16 protein-coding genes are annotated in these 16,029 nt (G+C 61.6%); 11 read left to right on the top strand and 5 right to left on the bottom strand.

Annotation, left to right across the window (positions count from 1 at the left end):
* Positions 1-5 precede the first annotated feature (5 nt).
* Positions 6-1,592, top strand: a complete 1,587-nt coding sequence (locus BW978_RS09335; RefSeq protein WP_076394323.1) for a trimethylamine methyltransferase family protein — start codon at positions 6-8, stop codon at positions 1,590-1,592.
* Positions 1,593-1,718: 126 nt separating this feature from the next.
* On the opposite strand, the gene BW978_RS09330 is transcribed toward BW978_RS09335, so the two are convergent.
* Positions 1,719-3,542, bottom strand: coding sequence for a methyl-accepting chemotaxis protein (locus tag BW978_RS09330; RefSeq protein WP_076394322.1), 1,824 nt, complete (start codon positions 3,540-3,542; stop codon positions 1,719-1,721).
* A gap of 109 nt (positions 3,543-3,651) precedes the next feature.
* Positions 3,652-4,329 carry a helix-turn-helix transcriptional regulator gene (locus tag BW978_RS09325; RefSeq protein ID WP_076394321.1) on the bottom strand — a complete coding sequence of 226 codons (678 nt, stop codon included), beginning with the start codon at positions 4,327-4,329 and terminating at the stop codon, positions 3,652-3,654.
* An 84-nt stretch (positions 4,330-4,413) separates the two neighbouring features.
* On the opposite strand from BW978_RS09325, the gene BW978_RS09320 reads away from it, so the two are divergent.
* Together BW978_RS09320 and BW978_RS09315 are read left to right on the top strand one after the other, a co-directional pair.
* Positions 4,414-4,713, top strand: coding sequence for a hypothetical protein (locus tag BW978_RS09320; RefSeq protein ID WP_076394320.1), 300 nt, complete (start codon positions 4,414-4,416; stop codon positions 4,711-4,713).
* A 6-nt stretch (positions 4,714-4,719) separates the two neighbouring features.
* Positions 4,720-5,823, top strand: coding sequence for a DNA alkylation repair protein (locus BW978_RS09315; protein ID WP_076394319.1), 1,104 nt, complete (start codon positions 4,720-4,722; stop codon positions 5,821-5,823).
* Between the two features lie 69 nt (positions 5,824-5,892).
* Here BW978_RS09315 and BW978_RS09310 read toward each other — a convergent pair whose 3' ends face one another.
* Positions 5,893-6,168, bottom strand: coding sequence for a PepSY domain-containing protein (locus BW978_RS09310; protein WP_076394318.1), 276 nt, complete (start codon positions 6,166-6,168; stop codon positions 5,893-5,895).
* Positions 6,169-6,303: 135 nt separating this feature from the next.
* Here BW978_RS09310 and BW978_RS09305 point away from each other — a divergent pair, with 135 nt between their 5' ends.
* From BW978_RS09305 to BW978_RS09290, 4 genes are all read left to right on the top strand, one after another.
* A complete protein-coding gene (locus BW978_RS09305; protein WP_076394317.1) occupies positions 6,304-6,651 on the top strand; it encodes a PepSY domain-containing protein in 348 nt (115 codons plus the stop codon).
* Positions 6,651-7,313 carry a response regulator transcription factor gene (locus BW978_RS09300; RefSeq protein ID WP_076394315.1) on the top strand — a complete coding sequence of 221 codons (663 nt, stop codon included), beginning with the start codon at positions 6,651-6,653 and terminating at the stop codon, positions 7,311-7,313. Before BW978_RS09305 ends, BW978_RS09300 begins: the two co-directional genes overlap by 1 nt.
* Positions 7,310-8,653 carry a sensor histidine kinase gene (locus BW978_RS09295; RefSeq protein ID WP_083697547.1) on the top strand — a complete coding sequence of 448 codons (1,344 nt, stop codon included), beginning with the start codon at positions 7,310-7,312 and terminating at the stop codon, positions 8,651-8,653. The genes BW978_RS09300 and BW978_RS09295 overlap by 4 nt, the downstream gene beginning before the upstream one ends.
* 275 nt (positions 8,654-8,928) lie before the next feature.
* Complete coding sequence (locus BW978_RS09290) at positions 8,929-10,338, top strand: DEAD/DEAH box helicase (protein ID WP_076394314.1); 1,410 nt, start codon at positions 8,929-8,931, stop codon at positions 10,336-10,338.
* A 68-nt stretch (positions 10,339-10,406) separates the two neighbouring features.
* Here BW978_RS09290 and BW978_RS09285 read toward each other — a convergent pair whose 3' ends face one another.
* Positions 10,407-11,303, bottom strand: a complete 897-nt coding sequence (locus tag BW978_RS09285; protein ID WP_076394313.1) for a DMT family transporter — start codon at positions 11,301-11,303, stop codon at positions 10,407-10,409.
* Positions 11,304-11,687: 384 nt separating this feature from the next.
* On the opposite strand from BW978_RS09285, the gene BW978_RS09280 reads away from it, so the two are divergent.
* The 4 genes from BW978_RS09280 to BW978_RS09265 all read left to right on the top strand — a co-directional run bounded on the left by BW978_RS09280 (position 11,688) and on the right by BW978_RS09265 (position 15,490).
* Complete coding sequence (locus tag BW978_RS09280) at positions 11,688-13,097, top strand: circularly permuted type 2 ATP-grasp protein (protein WP_076394955.1); 1,410 nt, start codon at positions 11,688-11,690, stop codon at positions 13,095-13,097.
* Positions 13,098-13,104: 7 nt separating this feature from the next.
* The gene (locus BW978_RS09275) at positions 13,105-14,046 is read left to right on the top strand and encodes an alpha-E domain-containing protein (RefSeq protein WP_076394957.1); all 942 of its coding nucleotides are present in this window, start codon (positions 13,105-13,107) and stop codon (positions 14,044-14,046) included.
* Positions 14,047-14,060: 14 nt separating this feature from the next.
* Complete coding sequence (locus tag BW978_RS09270; protein WP_076394312.1) at positions 14,061-14,882, top strand: transglutaminase family protein; 822 nt, start codon at positions 14,061-14,063, stop codon at positions 14,880-14,882.
* Between the two features lie 86 nt (positions 14,883-14,968).
* Complete coding sequence (locus tag BW978_RS09265; RefSeq protein ID WP_244551922.1) at positions 14,969-15,490, top strand: hypothetical protein; 522 nt, start codon at positions 14,969-14,971, stop codon at positions 15,488-15,490.
* A gap of 3 nt (positions 15,491-15,493) precedes the next feature.
* On the opposite strand, the gene BW978_RS09260 is transcribed toward BW978_RS09265, so the two are convergent.
* Positions 15,494-15,946: a MarR family winged helix-turn-helix transcriptional regulator gene (locus BW978_RS09260; protein WP_139330410.1), complete on the bottom strand. Its 453-nt coding sequence runs from the start codon at positions 15,944-15,946 to the stop codon at positions 15,494-15,496.
* Between the last annotated feature and the right edge of the window lie 83 nt (positions 15,947-16,029).

The raw sequence follows: 16,029 nt of genomic DNA, 5'->3' as shown, positions 1-16,029 counted from the left end.
CGACCATGAGCGACATTAGCACTCCCGCCTTGTCCGAGACTGAAACCCCATCTGCCGGCGGAGAACGCCGCAGGCGCACCGGCGGTCGGGGCGGCGACAGAAGCCGCACGGGTACTGCCGGCAAGTATCGCAATCTCGTCAATCGCCTGACCAAGACCGAGCTTCTCGATCCCGCAGCCCTCGACGACATGCATGAGGCATCGCTCACCATTCTCGAAGAGATCGGCATGGACATCATGCTGCCCGAGGCGCGCGCCATTATGAAGGCGCATGGCGCAGAGGTGACGGAGGGATCGGATCGCGTCCGCTTCGACCGCAACCTGATCATGGACATGATTGCGTCCGCCCCGCGCGAATTCCAGATGTTCGCCCGCAATCCAGAGCGCAACGTCAAGATGGGCGGCAACAATCTGGTCTTCGCCCAGATCGCTTCCGCCCCCTTCGTCGCGGATCGCGAAGGCGGTCGCCGCGCCGGCAACCAGGAAGACTTCCGCAAGCTGGTCAAACTTGCTCAGTGCTACGACGTCATCCACACGACCGGCGGTTATCCGGTCGAGCCGATCGACATCCACGCCTCGGTCCGCCACCTCGACTGCCTCTCCGACATGGTGAAGCTGACCGACAAGGTGTTCCACTGCTATTCGCTCGGCAAGCAGCGCAATCTCGACGCCATCGAGATCGCCCGCATTGGCCGTGGCGTCTCCATGGAGCAGATGGAGACCGAGCCCTCGCTCTTTACCATCATCAACTCGTCTTCGCCGCTCCGCCTAGACGGCCCGATGCTTCAGGGCATCATCGAAATGTCGTCGCGCGGCCAGGTCGTCGTCATGACGCCGTTCACGCTCGCCGGTGCCATGGCCCCCGTCACGATTGCCGGCGCTGTCGTCCAGCAGAATGCCGAAGCTCTGTGCGGCATCGCCTTCACCCAAATGATCAAGCGCGGCGCCCCTGTTGTCTATGGCGGCTTCACCTCGAATGTCGACATGAAGACCGGCGCACCGGCCTTCGGCACGCCCGAATACATGAAGGCCGTGATCGTCGGCGGCCAGCTCGCGCGCCGCTACGGCATTCCCTACCGCACCTCGAATACCAACGCTGCCAACACGCTGGACGCCCAGGCAGCCTATGAGAGCGCCTTCTCGCTCTGGGCGCTGACGCAAGGCGGCGGCAATTTCATCATGCATTCGGCCGGCTGGTCCGAGGGTGGCCTGACGGCTTCGTTCGAAAAATTCATTCTCGACGTCGACATGCTGCAGATGGTGGCGGAATTCCTGACGCCCCTCGATGTCAGCCAGGATGCGCTGGCGCTGGATGCCGTGCGCGAAGTCGGCCCGGGCGGGCACTTCTTCGGCACCGCCCACACGCTGGCCCGCTACGAGACGGCCTTCTATTCGCCGATCCTCTCGGACTGGCGCAATTTCGAGACCTGGACCGACGCCGGCCGGCCGACCACTTATGACCACGCCAACCGCGTCTTCAAGGAGAAGCTCGCCACGTACGAGCGCCCGCCGATCGACCCGGCCGTCGAGGAAGAACTCGACGCCTTCGTGGCGAAACGCAAGGCCGAGGGCGGGGTTGCGACGGATTTCTGAGGAATGGAATCCAACCGGGAAACGCGAAGATTTCCCGACAGACAAAAGCCCCGACCCGTTAAGGTCGAGGCTGCTTGGTTTTGATGTTCGAACAAGGGCTTCCGCCTAACGGAGGTCCCCTGCCTGCTACGCGGAGCGACGCATCCCAGATGCATAGCCTCTGTCGACTTGGGCATTGTTGTTGACGGCACTGATCTCAAAACGCTGAACCAGTTGGCGCAGGCGCGTACTTTCAGTGGCAAGGCCAGCACTCGCAGCACTTGTCTCCTCGACCATTGCCGCGTTCTGCTGAGTGAACTGGTCCATTTGATTGACGGCCGTGTTGACTTCGGCCAGTCCGGTCGCCTGTTCCTTTGCAGCTGTGGCAATGGCGTTCATCTGAACGTTGACGGTCGTGATAAAGCTCTCGATCGTCTTCAACGCGCCACCGGTATCGCTGACCAGTTTTACGCCATTGGACACTTCCTCGGTCGAAACCCGTATCAGGTCCTTGATTTCACGAGCAGCTTGCGCTGACCGCTGTGCAAGTTCGCGGACTTCCTGGGCGACAACCGCAAATCCCTTGCCGGCGTCGCCGGCACGGGCCGCTTCAACGCCCGCATTGAGGGCCAGAAGGTTGGTCTGGAAGGCAATCTCGTCAATCACACCGATGATGTTGGAAATCGACTGAGACGACTGCTCGATACGTCCCATGGCTTCGACGGCGTTGGCAACAACGGTGCCGGAAGTCTCGGCACTGTGTGCGGCATCCGATGCAGCGGCGCGGGCCTCCTCCACGCGGTTTGAAGCATGACGGACATTGACCGTGATTTCGTCGAGCGCAGCCGCCGTCTCTTCGAGCGATGCAGCCTGCTGCTCGGTGCGTCGTGACAGATCATTCGTGCTGCCACTGATCTCACGGCTACCAGTGTCGATCGAGTTCGTAGCGTGAGCGACGGCGGAAAGTGTTTCGGCAAGCTGCGAGACGGCTTCGTTGAAGTCCTTGCGCAATGTCTCGAATTCCTCGGCGAAAGGCTGCTCCAGGCGGACCGTGAGATTGCCCTTTGCGAGTTCTGCCAGACCGCCTGCCAAGGTTGCGGTTGCCTGGGTCATCGTCTCGGAGCGAGCCTGATCCAGTCTTGCCCGCTCGGCGCGTTCGGCCTCGGTCAAGGATTGCTGCTGCTTCGAATCGGCCTCGAGTTTCCGGGCAGCAATTGCGTTGGCGCGGAAGACTTCCACTGCGGCGGCCATGGAGCCAAGCTCATCACGACGCCCCATCGCAGGAGTGTCGATGGCGGTGTCACCTTCAGCCAGCTTGCGCATGGCGACAGTCATGCCGCGAAGCGGGGTTGCGAGGCTGCGTATCAGGAGGATGCCCATGGCAACGGCGATGAGGGCAGCGGTCAGCCCCCCGGCAATCAGGGTCTTGGTACCCGTCTCGAACGCCGCGTTCAGTGAAGCCGTTCGTTCGTCGGCAACTTTCTGGCTCGCTTCGTCGAGAGCCGTGAGCGCCTTGCGGATGTCGCTCAGGCGTGCGGTGGTCGCAATCTTGCTGCGGGTCTCTTCAATCGTCGCGGGATCGCGTGCGTTGGCGACCGTCGCATCGAGCTGAGCGTAGAACGTCTGTATCGCCTGGCGTGCCGGCGGGAGATAGGTTTCGGCTTCCGTTTTGCTGAGCTTCTGCTCAAGCTCAGTCATGAGCGGCGGCACAGCATCGCCATACTTTGCCATGCGCTCGATGAATTCCTCATTCAGACTGGCGACAAAGCCTCGCATGGCATTCTGGTGCTCGACCAGCGTCGCAAGTATCTGACTTGATAACTTCAGGACCGACTGCGTCTGCTGATTGGCCAGTGTCGCCTCATGGATCCGCTGCATCGACACAAATGCCACGGAGCAGAAGGCGATGACAACGAACAGGACAGAGGCGAATGCCAAAGTCAGCTTGCGGGAGACTCTCAGGTGTTTCATAGGCGTCTTTCGGGAGTTGCTTTCGTGCCTCCACCTATCTGCTCAGACCTGTTGATTTTTAGGGAAATTAGGAGATCTGCATAAAAAAATTTCTGCTCTGCAGCAAAACTCAGCTGAGCTGCTTCACATAAGCCTGGTATGTCTGATGCGGCTCAGGCTCGAAACGGTCCGGCATCACTTTCCAGTCCTCGACCCGGTCGAGGCGGAAGTCGCGGAAGCCGGCGCGCATCTCGCACCAGGCCGTCATCACCCAGATCGCGCCGAAGGCGGCGAGCCCCAGCGGCCAGACGACACGCTGGCTGCGCTCACCGGGCAGCGAGTGATAGGCGATCCAGACCTTGCGCTTGGCCGATAGCGCCGAGCGGACATCGCCGAGGCAGGCCGGCACCTCCGGCTGGGCCGATGACCGGAAGGCGTGGATCGGCGCGGAGATCAGCCGTTCGGCGTGCTCCTTCGGCAGCATCGCCAGCATCTTGTCCTTCGCCTCCCGCGCCGCCTGGCCGAGCCTCGGATCGCCAAGCATCTCGACGGCGCGGAGCCCAAACGCCAGCGCCTCCAGCTGCTCGAAGGTGAAGGTGAGCGGCGGGGCATCGAAGGCCTCGCGCAGCATGTAGCCGACGCCGCGCTCTCCTTCGATCGGAGCGCCCGAGGCGATCAGGTGATCCATGTCGCGGTAGATGGTGCGTGGCGCGACCTCCATCTTCTCGGCGATCTCGGCTGCCGTCATGGCGCGACCCGTCGCGCGCATAAGCTGAATGATCCGGAACAGGCGGTCGGCGGGGCGCATGTATGCCTCCCTCGAAGGTAATGGCCAGAAGGTTGTCAGTTGGGTCGTGTTAGGTCAAGCCGTGACCAACCACGGGAGAGCCAGATGACCACGAACACCATCCTCGAAATCGCCGTCTGCACCGTAACCGACAGGCCGGCGGCAGACCAGGCACGACGTGCCGCTATGGCGGCAGTCAACACCTATCCCGGCTTCGTCAGCTGGCGGGCGCTGAACTCTCTGGACCAGCGCGACATGATCGTCGATCTCGTCGAATGGACCGACAAGGAAAGCGCCGACGCGGCAGCCGCGAAAGTTCAGGCCGACCCGGCCTTCGCCCCTTACATGGCCGCGACCACGGGTGTTACCCTGATGCAGCATTTCGAAACCAAGGGAACGATCTGAGCGATCATGGCCGAGCCGCTGAAACACCTGATCGGCCCCCACACCGCCCGCGACACGGCTGATGCCCTTGCGCGGGCCTGGGGCCACTTCGATCAAGCCGCCTTCCTCGACGACATCCTGCCTTTCATCGACGGGCTGGAACTGATGCAGCGCGGCCAATGCATTGCCGATGCCCTGCACCGACATCTGCCTTCTGATTTCGATCAAGCGGCCACAATGCTGCACGCCTGCCTGCCGGCACCGGATCGCGCGGGCCTCAGCGGCTGGGCGCTCCTCTCCTTCAACCAATATGTCGCCGCCCACGGCCGGGGTCATCTGAACGCCGCACTCGGCCTCCTCAAGGCGCTGACGCCGCATTTCACCGGCGAATTCGGCATCCGCCCCTTCATCGCCGAGGAACAGGAAAAAGCGATGGCGATCATCGCCGGCTGGGTGAGCGACCCGAACCACCATGTCAGGCGTCTCGCCAGCGAAGGCACCCGCCCCCGCCTGCCCTGGGCCATGCGCCTGCCCGCCCTGGTGAAGGACCCGAAACCGATCCTGCCGATCCTCGAAGCCCTGATTGACGACCCCGAGGACTACGTCCGGCGCTCGGTCGCCAACAGTCTCAACGACATTGCCAAGGATCACCCGGATCTGGTCGCCGATTTCGTCGAGCGCCATAAGGTTGATGCTTCAAAAGATCGGCTCTGGCTGCTGAAGCACGCCTCGCGCACGCTGATCAAGAAGGGCCATGGCAAGGCCCTCGCCAACTTCGGCTTTGCGCCACTCACCGACGTGACGGCAACGCTCAGGCTCGAGAAAGACCATGTGGCTTTCCCAGGAGAGCTCGGCTTCGAGGTGCACCTCCGCAACAGCGGCAGCGAGGCACGCACGGTGCTGGTCGACTACGCCATCCATCACCAGAAGAAGGACGGATCGCTTTCGCCCAAGGTCTTCAAGGGCAAGAGCCTTCAGCTGAAGCCGGGTGAAAGCGCGACCATCGCAAAGCGCCATGCCTTTCGGCCGATCACGACGCGCGTCTATCACGCCGGAACACATGCGCTGGAGATCTTCCTCAACGGTCGCTCAGCCGCGCGGCAATCCTTCGAAGTCCATCTCGAAAATTGAGCCTCCGGAAACGGGAAAGGGCCACCCAAAGGGCGGCCCTCATTAATGTCAGGCTTCCGAAAAGCTGGCTCAGTCGTCGTGATGAGCCAGCAACGCACCGGTGACGGGATGGTAGACAGCCTCGACCCGCAAGCCGTCGCGGACACCCTTGACCTCCCAGCAACCGTCATCGAGCTCGATTTCGCGCGTCTCGATGCCCTCTGCCGCCGCTCTCTTCTCGATTTCGGCAAGCGAAAGGCGCACTTCGCCAGTGCCGAGGCGGCAGCGACGGTCGTCATCATCGGCATGAACGAAGCCCGCGCTTGCGAGGACGGCAAATGTGGATGCGGCGATCAAGATCTTCATGGTTGTCTCCTTTGTTTTCATTCAACAGGTCCGCGTGTCGCTCGAACCATGCCGTGAAGGTAGAAGACGCTGCCTGAGTGATAACTGACGCCGGATGTCAGCCAATCGTCAGCTTCACACGGCTAAACTCCGCCTATGAGTATCCGCGCGCCCACATTCCTGAACCGCTCTCGTGCCCTTGCCGTCGCCCTGCTCTGTTCTGCGCTGCTCGTGCCAGGCGCAAAGCAGGTCTTCGCCGATGACGACGACGAAAAGCTGCGTGACAAGCTGCGCGACGCCGTGGAGCGCGGCGAGATCCTGTCCCTGTCTGAGCTCCGCAGCATCGTGACTGCACGGGTTCCCGGCCGGATCATCGATACCGAACTGGACGAAGACGACGACCGGCTTATCTATGAGTTTCGTGTCCTGACCCCAAGGGGCCTCGTGGTGGAAGTCGAGGTGGACGCGGCAGAAGGCCGGATCCTGGAGATAGACGAAGACTGATGCGCATCCTCCTTGTCGAAGACGACCCACGCATTGCACGTGATGTCTCCCTGCATCTCGAACGAGCCGGATATACGGTCCTGCATGAGTGCGATGGGGAGGCTGGCCTGTTTTCCGGAATGGAGGAAGAATTCACCGCCGTGATCCTGGATCTCGGCCTTCCCGGTCTGGATGGCCTGTCGATCCTGCGACGCTGGCGGGCGGAGGGCCGCACCATGCCGGTCCTCATCCTGACGGCACGCGGCACGTGGCAGGAGAAGGTCGAAGGCATTGATGCCGGTGCAGACGACTATCTGCCGAAACCATTCCAGATACCGGAACTGCTTGCCCGGCTGCGAGCGATCGTCCGGCGAAGCGCAGGGCATGCCTCGGCGGTTTTCGATTTCGGCGACATCACGATCGACATCCGCACCAAGTCGGTCAGCCAGTCAGGGCTCCCGGTCGATCTGACACCGATGGAGTATCGCTTTCTCAGCCATCTGGCGCTGAACGCCGATCGCCACGTGTCACAGGCCGAACTGACCGAGCAGCTTTACGCCCAGGACTTTGAGCGCGACAGCAATTCGATCGAGGTTCTGGTCGGGCGTATCAGGCGCAAGCTGGGTCGTGATGTGGTTACAACGAAGCGCGGCTATGGATATCGGATCGGTGGGGCGACATGATGCGCTCGATCCGGGCGCGGTTTGTTGTCCTTTCGCTCGTCAGCGTCGGACTGCTACTCTTCCTGGCAGGGCTTGTTTTTGTGGATCTGTTCGGTCGCAGTCTCGAGCGGCGCGTTGTCGAAGAACTGGATCGCCACACAGTAGAGGTGATCGGCAACCTTCGGCTGACGCCGCAAGGCGCGCTTTCCCTGAGTGAGAGGGCGCAAGACTCACGTTTCCAGGAACCTCTGGGCGGTTTGTATTGGCAGGTCACCGACGAACGCGGCGCACTCCTGCGTTCGCCCTCGCTCTGGGACACGGAATTGGCCCTGCCGGCCGCTGAAGCTGATCCCGGTGTGCAGCGGCAGTACACCCTCTCCGGCCCTGAGGACACCGTGCTGCTTGCGCATGAGCGTGTCGTCAGCTTCGGCACCGGATCCGACACACGGATTGTGCGAACAGTCGTCGCCATCGATACAGCAGGGCTGGTGGCGGCCAGCAGAGCCTTCACGGTCGATATCATTCCCTATCTGGCTATCCTCGCAATTCTGCTCGTTGGCCTGTCACTGCTACAGCTGACTGTCGGCCTGAGACCCCTCGCCCGGCTCAATCGGGGACTACATCGGGTCAGAAGTCGACAGGCCGAGCGGTTGGAAGGGCAGTTTCCGACAGAGCTCGATGCCACGGTCGAGGCCTTGAACCGCTTGCTCGATGAGCAGCAGCGCGCCATCGACAAAGCCCGCGCGCGCGCAGCCGACCTCGCCCATGGCCTGAAGACTCCGCTCACCGTTCTGTCGAACGACGCGCAAACGCTGATTGAACGGGGCGACAGCGACCTCGGAGGAGAACTGGCCCACATTGCCCAGGTCATGGAGGCGCATGTCCAGCGTGAGTTGACGCTGAGCCGGATCGCCACCAATCGCACCGTTCGCCGAGATGACAGCTTCATTGCGCCGACTGTCGCCAGCATCGTCCGCACGCTGCGCCGCACGCCGAATGGTGAGCACCTTGATTGGATTATGGACATCCGGGACGACATCAAGGTTCCGCTGGACCGACAGGATCTCGGCGAACTGCTGGGCAACATCCTGGAAAATGCCGCAAAATGGGCGAGAACCAGCGTCCTAATCGCTGCGCGGTCAGACGCTAAGGGCCGTGTCCTGACGATATGTGATGATGGCCCGGGTGTCGCCGATGGCATGCTCGATCAGTTGAGCACGCGCGGCCTGCGCCTCGACCTGCAGACACCAGGCCATGGGCTCGGCCTTTCCATCGTTCAGGAGATCGTCGAGGTCTACGGTTTGGAGATCAAGCTTCGCAATCGAGAGACGGGTGGACTAGAAGTGGAGCTCCACTTCTGAGCGCGGATTTGTGCATTGCACTTGACTTCTCAGGCAAAAGGGATCATTAGCAGGTCAGCTTTTACCTTCCGGCCGCCGCGTGAGCGTGCCCAGCGACAACTGAGACGCGACGAAGGATAAGGCGCATGACATCCGGGCGGACATTCCGCCGATGCGCTTGGAAAGCTTTTTTTCCAACTTACAAGTTCCCAAATCACGCGGGGTTCTTGACGCCAATGCCAACCGGCTCGCGAAGAACGCGTTCCGGGGTTTGTGCATTTGGCGCCCCGAAAGGTATGACTTTGACAACTTTCGATGATCTTGGCCTCTCCAAGAATATCGTCGCGACGCTGACGACGCTCGGCTTCACGACCCCCACTCCGATCCAGGAGAAGGGTATCCCCGTCGTTCTCGGCGGTCGTGACCTGATCGGTCTCGCACAGACCGGCACCGGCAAGACAGCCGCCTTCGGCCTGCCGATGATCGAGATGCTCCTCAAGGATGAGAAGCGTCCCGACAACCGCACCACCCGTGCACTCATTCTTGCCCCGACCCGCGAACTGGTGAACCAGATCGGCGACAACCTGCGCAGCTACCTGCGTCGCCTGCCGCTGAAGATCAACCAGGTCGTCGGTGGCGCCTCGATCGGCAAGCAGCAGCTGCAGCTCGAAAAGGGCACCGACATCCTCGTCGCCACCCCGGGCCGCCTGCTTGACCTGATCGCCCGCAACGCGATCTCGCTGCGCGCCGTGCGCTACCTCGTTCTCGACGAAGCCGACCAGATGCTGGACCTCGGCTTTATCCATGACCTGCGCAAGATCTCGAAGATGGTCCCGCCGAAGCGCCAGACGCTTCTGTTCTCGGCCACCATGCCCTCGGCAATCGCCGATCTCGCATCAAGCTTCCTGACCGACCCGATCAAGGTTGCCGTGTCCCCTCCGGGCAAGGCTGCCGACAAGGTCGAACAGCACGTGCATTTCGTCGCCGGCCAGAACGCCAAGACGGAGATGCTGAAGAAGATCCTCAACGACAACCCGGATGGCCGCTCCATCGTCTTCCTGCGCACCAAGCACGGCGCGGAAAAGCTGATGAAGCACCTCGACGCCACCGGTTACTCGGTCGCCTCGATCCATGGCAACAAGAGCCAGGGCCAGCGCGAGCGCGCCTTGAAGGGTTTCCGTGACGGCGAGATCAAGACGCTGATCGCCACCGACGTTGCCGCCCGCGGCATCGACATCCCGGCCGTATCCCACGTCTTCAACTACGATCTGCCGGAAGTCCCGGATGCCTACGTCCACCGCATCGGCCGTACGGCCCGTGCCGGCCGCGACGGCATTGCGATTGCGTTCTGCGGTCCCGATGAAGGTCGTCTGCTGCGCGACGTCGAAAAGCTGATGGGCATCGACATTCCGGTCGCCTCTGGTGAACCGCCGGCAAACCTCGCACGCCCGGCCCGTCCGCAGCGTCGCGCTGGCGGCGGTGGCGGCGGCAACAACCGCAACCATCAGGCACCCGGCCAGGGTCGCGGCAAGTCCGAAGGCGGTGCCAAGGCTGACGGTCGTCCCGCCAAATCCGGTCACCGCAAGGGTGGCAATGGCGGCGGACAGAACCGCAGCGCCAATGGCGGCCAGGGTCGTCCCGGCAATGGCGGCCAGGGCCGTCCGGCCCGCTCGGGCACTGCCGGCGGACGTCGTCGCGAAGCCTGAGTTTCGCGCTCGCGCAAAACCTTGACAGTCAAAATGGCGCGGTCCCCACCGCGCCATTTTTCGTATGATCAGTCTTTGACGATGATCGGCTCGGCCGCGCTCTTGCGGTTGATCAGATAGACCCCGACCATGACCACGCAGGTGCCGATCATCATTGGCACGGTAAGCTCTTCGCCAAAGGCGATCGCAGCTTCGAGCGCTGCGAGCGGCGGCACGAGATAGATCAGCGACGCCGCCTTCGACACGTCCCCGCGACGGATAAGGTAGAGCAGCAGCGCAACAGCCCCCATCGAGATGCCGACCACCGACCAGGCGAGCGTGGCGAAGAAACCGAGGCTCCAGTCGATTCGGAGGTTTTCCAGAGCGACGGCCGCCGGAATGGTGACGATCAGCGCTCCGACATATTGCAGCGTCGCCACCGACCGGAGGTCGCCCTCTTTGACGAAACGCTTTTGGTAGAGCGTGCCGGCGGTCACGCAGGCCATGGCGAGCACGTTCACCGCAACCGCATAGGCCGGAATGCTCGAGGCATCAATGATCAGCACCTTCGGCAAGACGGCGATGGCCACACCGAGGAAACCGATCACGAGGCCCGCCCTTTGCCAGGCATTCAGGTTCTCGCCGACGAGAAAGGCCGCGGCGATCCCGGTCATCAGCGGCTGAAGGCCGGCAATGATCCCCGAAAGGGCCGCGGGCACCCCCTGCCCGATCGCCCACCAGACCATGCCGAGATAAAGGCCGTGCAGGAACATGCCGGATACGATGGCATGCAGCCAACCTGACCTCTCTTTCGGCCAGGAGACGCCGCCAATCCGACAGACAAGATAGAAGAGGACGACGGCCGTGCCGTAGCGCACCACGAGGAACGTCAGCGGATCAGCAAAGAATGTCGCATATTTGGCGGAGATCCAGCCGGTTGACCACAGGAGAACGAAGAGGACGGGCGCAAGCCGGGCAAGGGTCATGGAGAACTGTCTTTCGTGGACCGGATCGTAGCAGCCGGCGGAAAGCTTCGATACTGCGGCACCGGGCAGCGGTCAAAAGAGTTTTCCTGCAGGCAGCAGTGAATTCCGTTCAAGCCCATCTGCGGAAAAAATCTATCAAGCCTGCTTGCTTATTTTTTTGGCAGTGGCGAGCAGATTATGCCTTCCGAATTTCACGTTATGCCAAATCACGCGGGAGTAGAGCCGCCAATATCCGCAAAATAGCCGGGAACCTGCACAGGCTTTACGCGATTGCCCCATTCTCGATCACACGCGGCATGCTCTAATTATGCGACCGGAGCCCGCGAACGACCTTGCATTGCCCAATTGGTTGTATTCAAATGAACAAAAAAGGGGATGGCGCCATTGGCATTTGATGAAATGATCGCTGCGGACAACGATCCGCGTGCACCGTACCAGAACTACTTCGATTGGTATTCCAGCCAGGATCCGGCAAGGCTTCTGGCGAAGTCGCGAGATGCGGAAAACATCTTCCGCAAAACCGGCATCACCTTCGCCGTGTATGGGCATGCCGACAGCGCCGAAAAGCTGATCCCCTTCGACATCATCCCGCGCATTATTTCCGGCCGTGAGTGGCGCAAGCTGGCCCAAGGGATCGAGCAGCGCGTGCTCGCCCTCAACGCCTTTCTGGACGACATCTACCACAAGCAGGAGATCATCAAGGCCGGCCGCATTCCGCGCCAACTGATCGAGAAGAACGTTACCTTTCTGCCTGAGATGATTGGTTTCCGCCCACCGGGTGGCGTCTACACACACATCGTCGGCACCGATATCGTGCGCACTGGCGAAGACCAGTTCTACGTTCTCGAAGACAATGCCCGCACGCCCTCCGGCGTCTCCTATATGCTGGAGAACCGGGAAACCATGATGCAGATGTTCCCGGAGCTCTTTCAGCTCAACAAGGTCCAGCGCGTCGAGGACTATCCCTATCTGCTGCGTCAGTCGCTCGCATCGCTCGCCCCTCCCGGCTGCAAGGGCAAGCCGCGTGTCGCGGTCCTCACCCCCGGTATCTATAACTCCGCCTATTACGAACACTCCTTCCTCGCCGACATGATGGGGGTCGAACTGGTCGAAGGCTCGGATCTGCGTGTCATCGACGGCAAGGTGAAGATGCGCACCACGCGCGGCTACGAGGCCATCGACGTGCTCTATCGCCGCGTCGACGACGACTTCCTCGATCCGCTCACCTTCCGTCCCGATTCGGCGCTCGGCATTCCCGGCATCATGGATGTCTACCGCGCCGGCAACATCACCATCGCCAATGCGCCCGGCACAGGCATCTGCGATGACAAGGCGATCTATTCCTACATGCCGGAGATCGTCGAATTCTACACCGGCCGCAAAGCGCTACTCGAGAACGTGCCGACCTGGCGCTGTTCGGAAGCAGACAGCCTGAAATACGTGCTCGAGCACCTGGAAGAGCTGGTGGTCAAGGAAGTCCACGGCTCCGGCGGCTATGGCATGCTGGTTGGCCCGACGGCATCCAAGAAGGAGCGCGCCGAATTCGCCGAAAAGCTGAAAGCCCGCCCCTCCAACTACATCGCCCAGCCGACGCTGTCGCTCTCGACCGTTCCGATCCTCGTCAACAAGGGGATCGCGCCCCGCCACGTCGACCTACGTCCTTATGTCCTTGTCTCCGACAAGGTGCAGATCATCCCCGGCGGCTTGACCCGCGTGGCCCTCAAACAGGGTTCGCTCGTGGTCAATTCCAGCCAGGGCGGCGGCACCAAGGACACCTGGGTACTGGAGGACTGACATGGTCATGCTCGGAAGAACTGCCAACGGTCTTTTCTGGATGTTCCGCTACATCGAGAGAGCCGAAAACATCGCCCGTCTCGTCGATGCGGGTCTGCGCATGTCGCTCACACGCTCGGGCGCCTCGGACGAGGATTGGGACGCGGTCCTGAAAAGCGCCGACGTCCGGCCGCTGTTTGCCGAACGCCACGGCAAGGTAACGGCCTCTGATGCCATCGACTTCATGCTGCGCGATACCGCCAACCCGTCGAGCGTCATGTCCTGCATCGACGCTGGCCGCAACAATGCCCGCATGGTGCGAACCGCGCTCACCCGTGAGACCTGGGAAGCGACCAACGAATGCTGGATCGAATTGAAGCAGATGCTCGCCCGCAAGCTGAAGTCGTCCGACCTGCCCGAGGTCATCGACACCGTGAAGCGCCGCGCCGGCTTGATCCGCGGTGCGTTCCACGGCTCGATGCTGAGAAACGAGCTCTACAACTTCGCCCGCATCGGCACCTTCATCGAGCGGGCCGACAACACCAGCCGCATCCTCGATGTGAAATACTACGTGCTGCTGCCGGCGATCACCCATGTCGGCTCCTCGCTCGACAACATGCAGTGGGAATCGATCCTGCGGTCGGTCTCCGCCCATCGCTCCTATCGCTGGGTGTATGACGGGGAATACAAGGCGGCAAACATTGCCGACTTCCTGATTCTGAGCGGCCAGATGCCGCGCTCGCTTGCCTATTGCTACGAGAAGATCGTCTCCAATCTCGTTTACATCGGCAAGGACTACGGCGAGCGCATCGCGGCACACGACACCGCCGACACGGTCTTGGCCACCCTTCGGACGACCAGCATAGATCAGATCATGGATCAGGGGCTGCACGAGTTCCTCGACAATTTCATTGCCCTCAACAACAAGCTGGGCAGCGAGATCACCGAGGGCTACAGGTTCTACAGTTGAGCAGGATTGAGCGCATGCGTCTCCGGATTACCCACACCACCGAGTATCGCTACGACGATCCCGTTCAGTACTCTTTGCAGCGCCTGCGACTGAGCCCACAGGATGGCCCGAGCCAGAAGGTGCTGTCGTGGAATATCGTCGTCGATGGCGCGAAGGTCGAAGCGGGTTTCAAAGATCAGTTCGGCAACCACACACACCTCGTCTCCACCGAAGGCGATAGCAACAGCGTTCACATCGTCGCTTCGGGCGAGGTCGAAACAGAAGACCGGGCCGGCGTCTTCGGCCCGCATCAAGGCTACGTGCCGCTCTGGCTCTATCTGCGTGATACGCCCCTCACCAAACCGGGCAAGCTCATCCGCGAGCTCGCCCGCAGCCTGTCGGGCGACGACGAACTGGCGAAGATGCATGACCTGATGGGCAAACTCAACACACAGGTCGCCTATGAAACAGGAACGACCGGCACGGAAACCACTGCCGAGCAGGCGCTGGAAGCCGGCCACGGCGTCTGCCAGGACCACGCCCATGCCTTCATCGGCGCGGCACGGGTCTTGAGCCTGCCGGCCCGCTATGTCTCAGGCTATCTCCTGATGGACGATCGGCTGGAGCAGACGGCAACCCATGCCTGGGCGGAAGTCTATCTACAGGGCCTCGGCTGGGTCGGTTTCGACGCCGCCAACAACCACTGCCCCGACACACGATACGTCCGGATAGCAACAGGCCTGTCTTATGCCGATGCAGCCCCCGTCTCCGGCATGCGCATCGGGCTCGCTGGCGAAGACCTGACGGTCAAACTGATGGTCGAGGCGACGCAGAGCCAGAGCCAGTCCCAGAACTGATCCTCCGTGCGCGGGGATGGCTGGGACTACTCGGCGCAAGCCCCGCACCACGTCGGCCTGTTTTCCTGCAGGGAAAGCGCGGCACGGTGACCGCAGCGGAGATCTTTGCACGCATGCTGTTCGGAAAGTCGCTCTTCCAGTCGGTCGTCGACCGGCTAGATGCCGAGGCGGAGAAAGCAATTCCGGCAGAAGAATCAACGTTCCGAATCAATGGCCTGTCGACGAGTTTCCTGCCAGAGACGCCCGAGCAGGCGCCGATTCTTTCGGAACCGAGCGCAGATCCCAGGCTCGATGCCTATCTGTCCCTGATGTCCGACGAGATCCCGCCGGCAGAGCCTGAACCGCCAGCCGCCCCCCTCGAGCCCATCCCTCCGCCACCACCAGCCTGGCTGGATCGGCTTTCTCCCGAGGAGGTTGTCGAAGATCTCGGCCTCGAGCCATCGGACGATCGCGAGCGCTTACAGGAGCGCCGACGCGCTTTTGCCCGCGACAATCATCCGGACCGTCTGACCGAAGTTTTCCGCGAACAGGCAACAATCCGGATGAAAATCGCCAATCGCCTGATAGACGAGGCGATCAAGCGATATGATCTGGGATTTGGACGCTGAGAATCAGTCGTAGAGACGCCTGAGCAGGCGGTTCACCGTATCGCGCTCGGCAACGCCGCCGAGTTGCTCCAGCACCCAGCGCTCGTGATCGATCCAGATCGGCATCAACTCTTCGAGATAGGCCTCGCCGGCCGGCGTCATGTAGAGCGACTGGACTCGGCGGTCGGTTTCCGACTTGCGGCGCTCGATGTAGCCCTTGTTTTCCAGACCATCGACGATCGCGACAAAATTCGCCCGCTGGATGCCGAGCGCCTCGGCCACTTCGCTCTGCTTGGCACCCTGGTTGTCGGTCAGAAGAAGCAAAACCGCGAAGTCGGTCGGGCGAAGACCTTTTGAAGAAAAAGCTTCATTGAAATGCTGAAAAACGGCAAGCTGCGCCCGCCGCAGTCGATATCCCACAGCATCGTCCATGACTGAAAAGTCTAGCCCGGACGTGTTGGGTACCAATTCATCCATAGTAATTTCCGGCATTTCCCCGCCACTGTCATAATTGCCCCCTCGGGCGACCGCTGCCCCCGACAACGACCTTCCTGCAACGA

The organism is Rhizobium sp. RU33A, assembly GCF_900156055.1.
Lineage (GTDB): Bacteria > Pseudomonadota > Alphaproteobacteria > Rhizobiales > Rhizobiaceae > Allorhizobium.
Note: the sequence above shows the minus strand (reverse complement) of the source record. Positions and strands in the feature narration are given on the sequence as shown.

Excerpts from the sequence above, each read along its gene's own strand:
- BW978_RS09315 (WP_076394319.1), top strand. The coding sequence starts at position 4,720 with ATGGCCGAGCCGCTGAAACACCTGATCGGCCCCCACACCGCCCGCGAC.
- BW978_RS09275 (WP_076394957.1), top strand. The coding sequence starts at position 13,105 with ATGCTCGGAAGAACTGCCAACGGTCTTTTCTGGATGTTCCGCTACATC.
- BW978_RS09330 (WP_076394322.1), bottom strand. The coding sequence starts at position 3,542 with ATGAAACACCTGAGAGTCTCCCGCAAGCTGACTTTGGCATTCGCCTCT.
- BW978_RS09285 (WP_076394313.1), bottom strand. The coding sequence starts at position 11,303 with ATGACCCTTGCCCGGCTTGCGCCCGTCCTCTTCGTTCTCCTGTGGTCA.
- BW978_RS09310 (WP_076394318.1), bottom strand. The coding sequence starts at position 6,168 with ATGAAGATCTTGATCGCCGCATCCACATTTGCCGTCCTCGCAAGCGCG.
- BW978_RS09270 (WP_076394312.1), top strand. The coding sequence starts at position 14,061 with ATGCGTCTCCGGATTACCCACACCACCGAGTATCGCTACGACGATCCC.
- BW978_RS09290 (WP_076394314.1), top strand. The coding sequence starts at position 8,929 with ATGACTTTGACAACTTTCGATGATCTTGGCCTCTCCAAGAATATCGTC.
- BW978_RS09320 (WP_076394320.1), top strand. The coding sequence starts at position 4,414 with ATGACCACGAACACCATCCTCGAAATCGCCGTCTGCACCGTAACCGAC.
- BW978_RS09325 (WP_076394321.1), bottom strand. The coding sequence starts at position 4,329 with ATGCGCCCCGCCGACCGCCTGTTCCGGATCATTCAGCTTATGCGCGCG.
- BW978_RS09300 (WP_076394315.1), top strand. The coding sequence starts at position 6,651 with ATGCGCATCCTCCTTGTCGAAGACGACCCACGCATTGCACGTGATGTC.
- BW978_RS09335 (WP_076394323.1), top strand. The coding sequence starts at position 6 with ATGAGCGACATTAGCACTCCCGCCTTGTCCGAGACTGAAACCCCATCT.
- BW978_RS09305 (WP_076394317.1), top strand. The coding sequence starts at position 6,304 with ATGAGTATCCGCGCGCCCACATTCCTGAACCGCTCTCGTGCCCTTGCC.
- BW978_RS09260 (WP_139330410.1), bottom strand. The coding sequence starts at position 15,946 with ATGGATGAATTGGTACCCAACACGTCCGGGCTAGACTTTTCAGTCATG.
- BW978_RS09295 (WP_083697547.1), top strand. The coding sequence starts at position 7,310 with ATGATGCGCTCGATCCGGGCGCGGTTTGTTGTCCTTTCGCTCGTCAGC.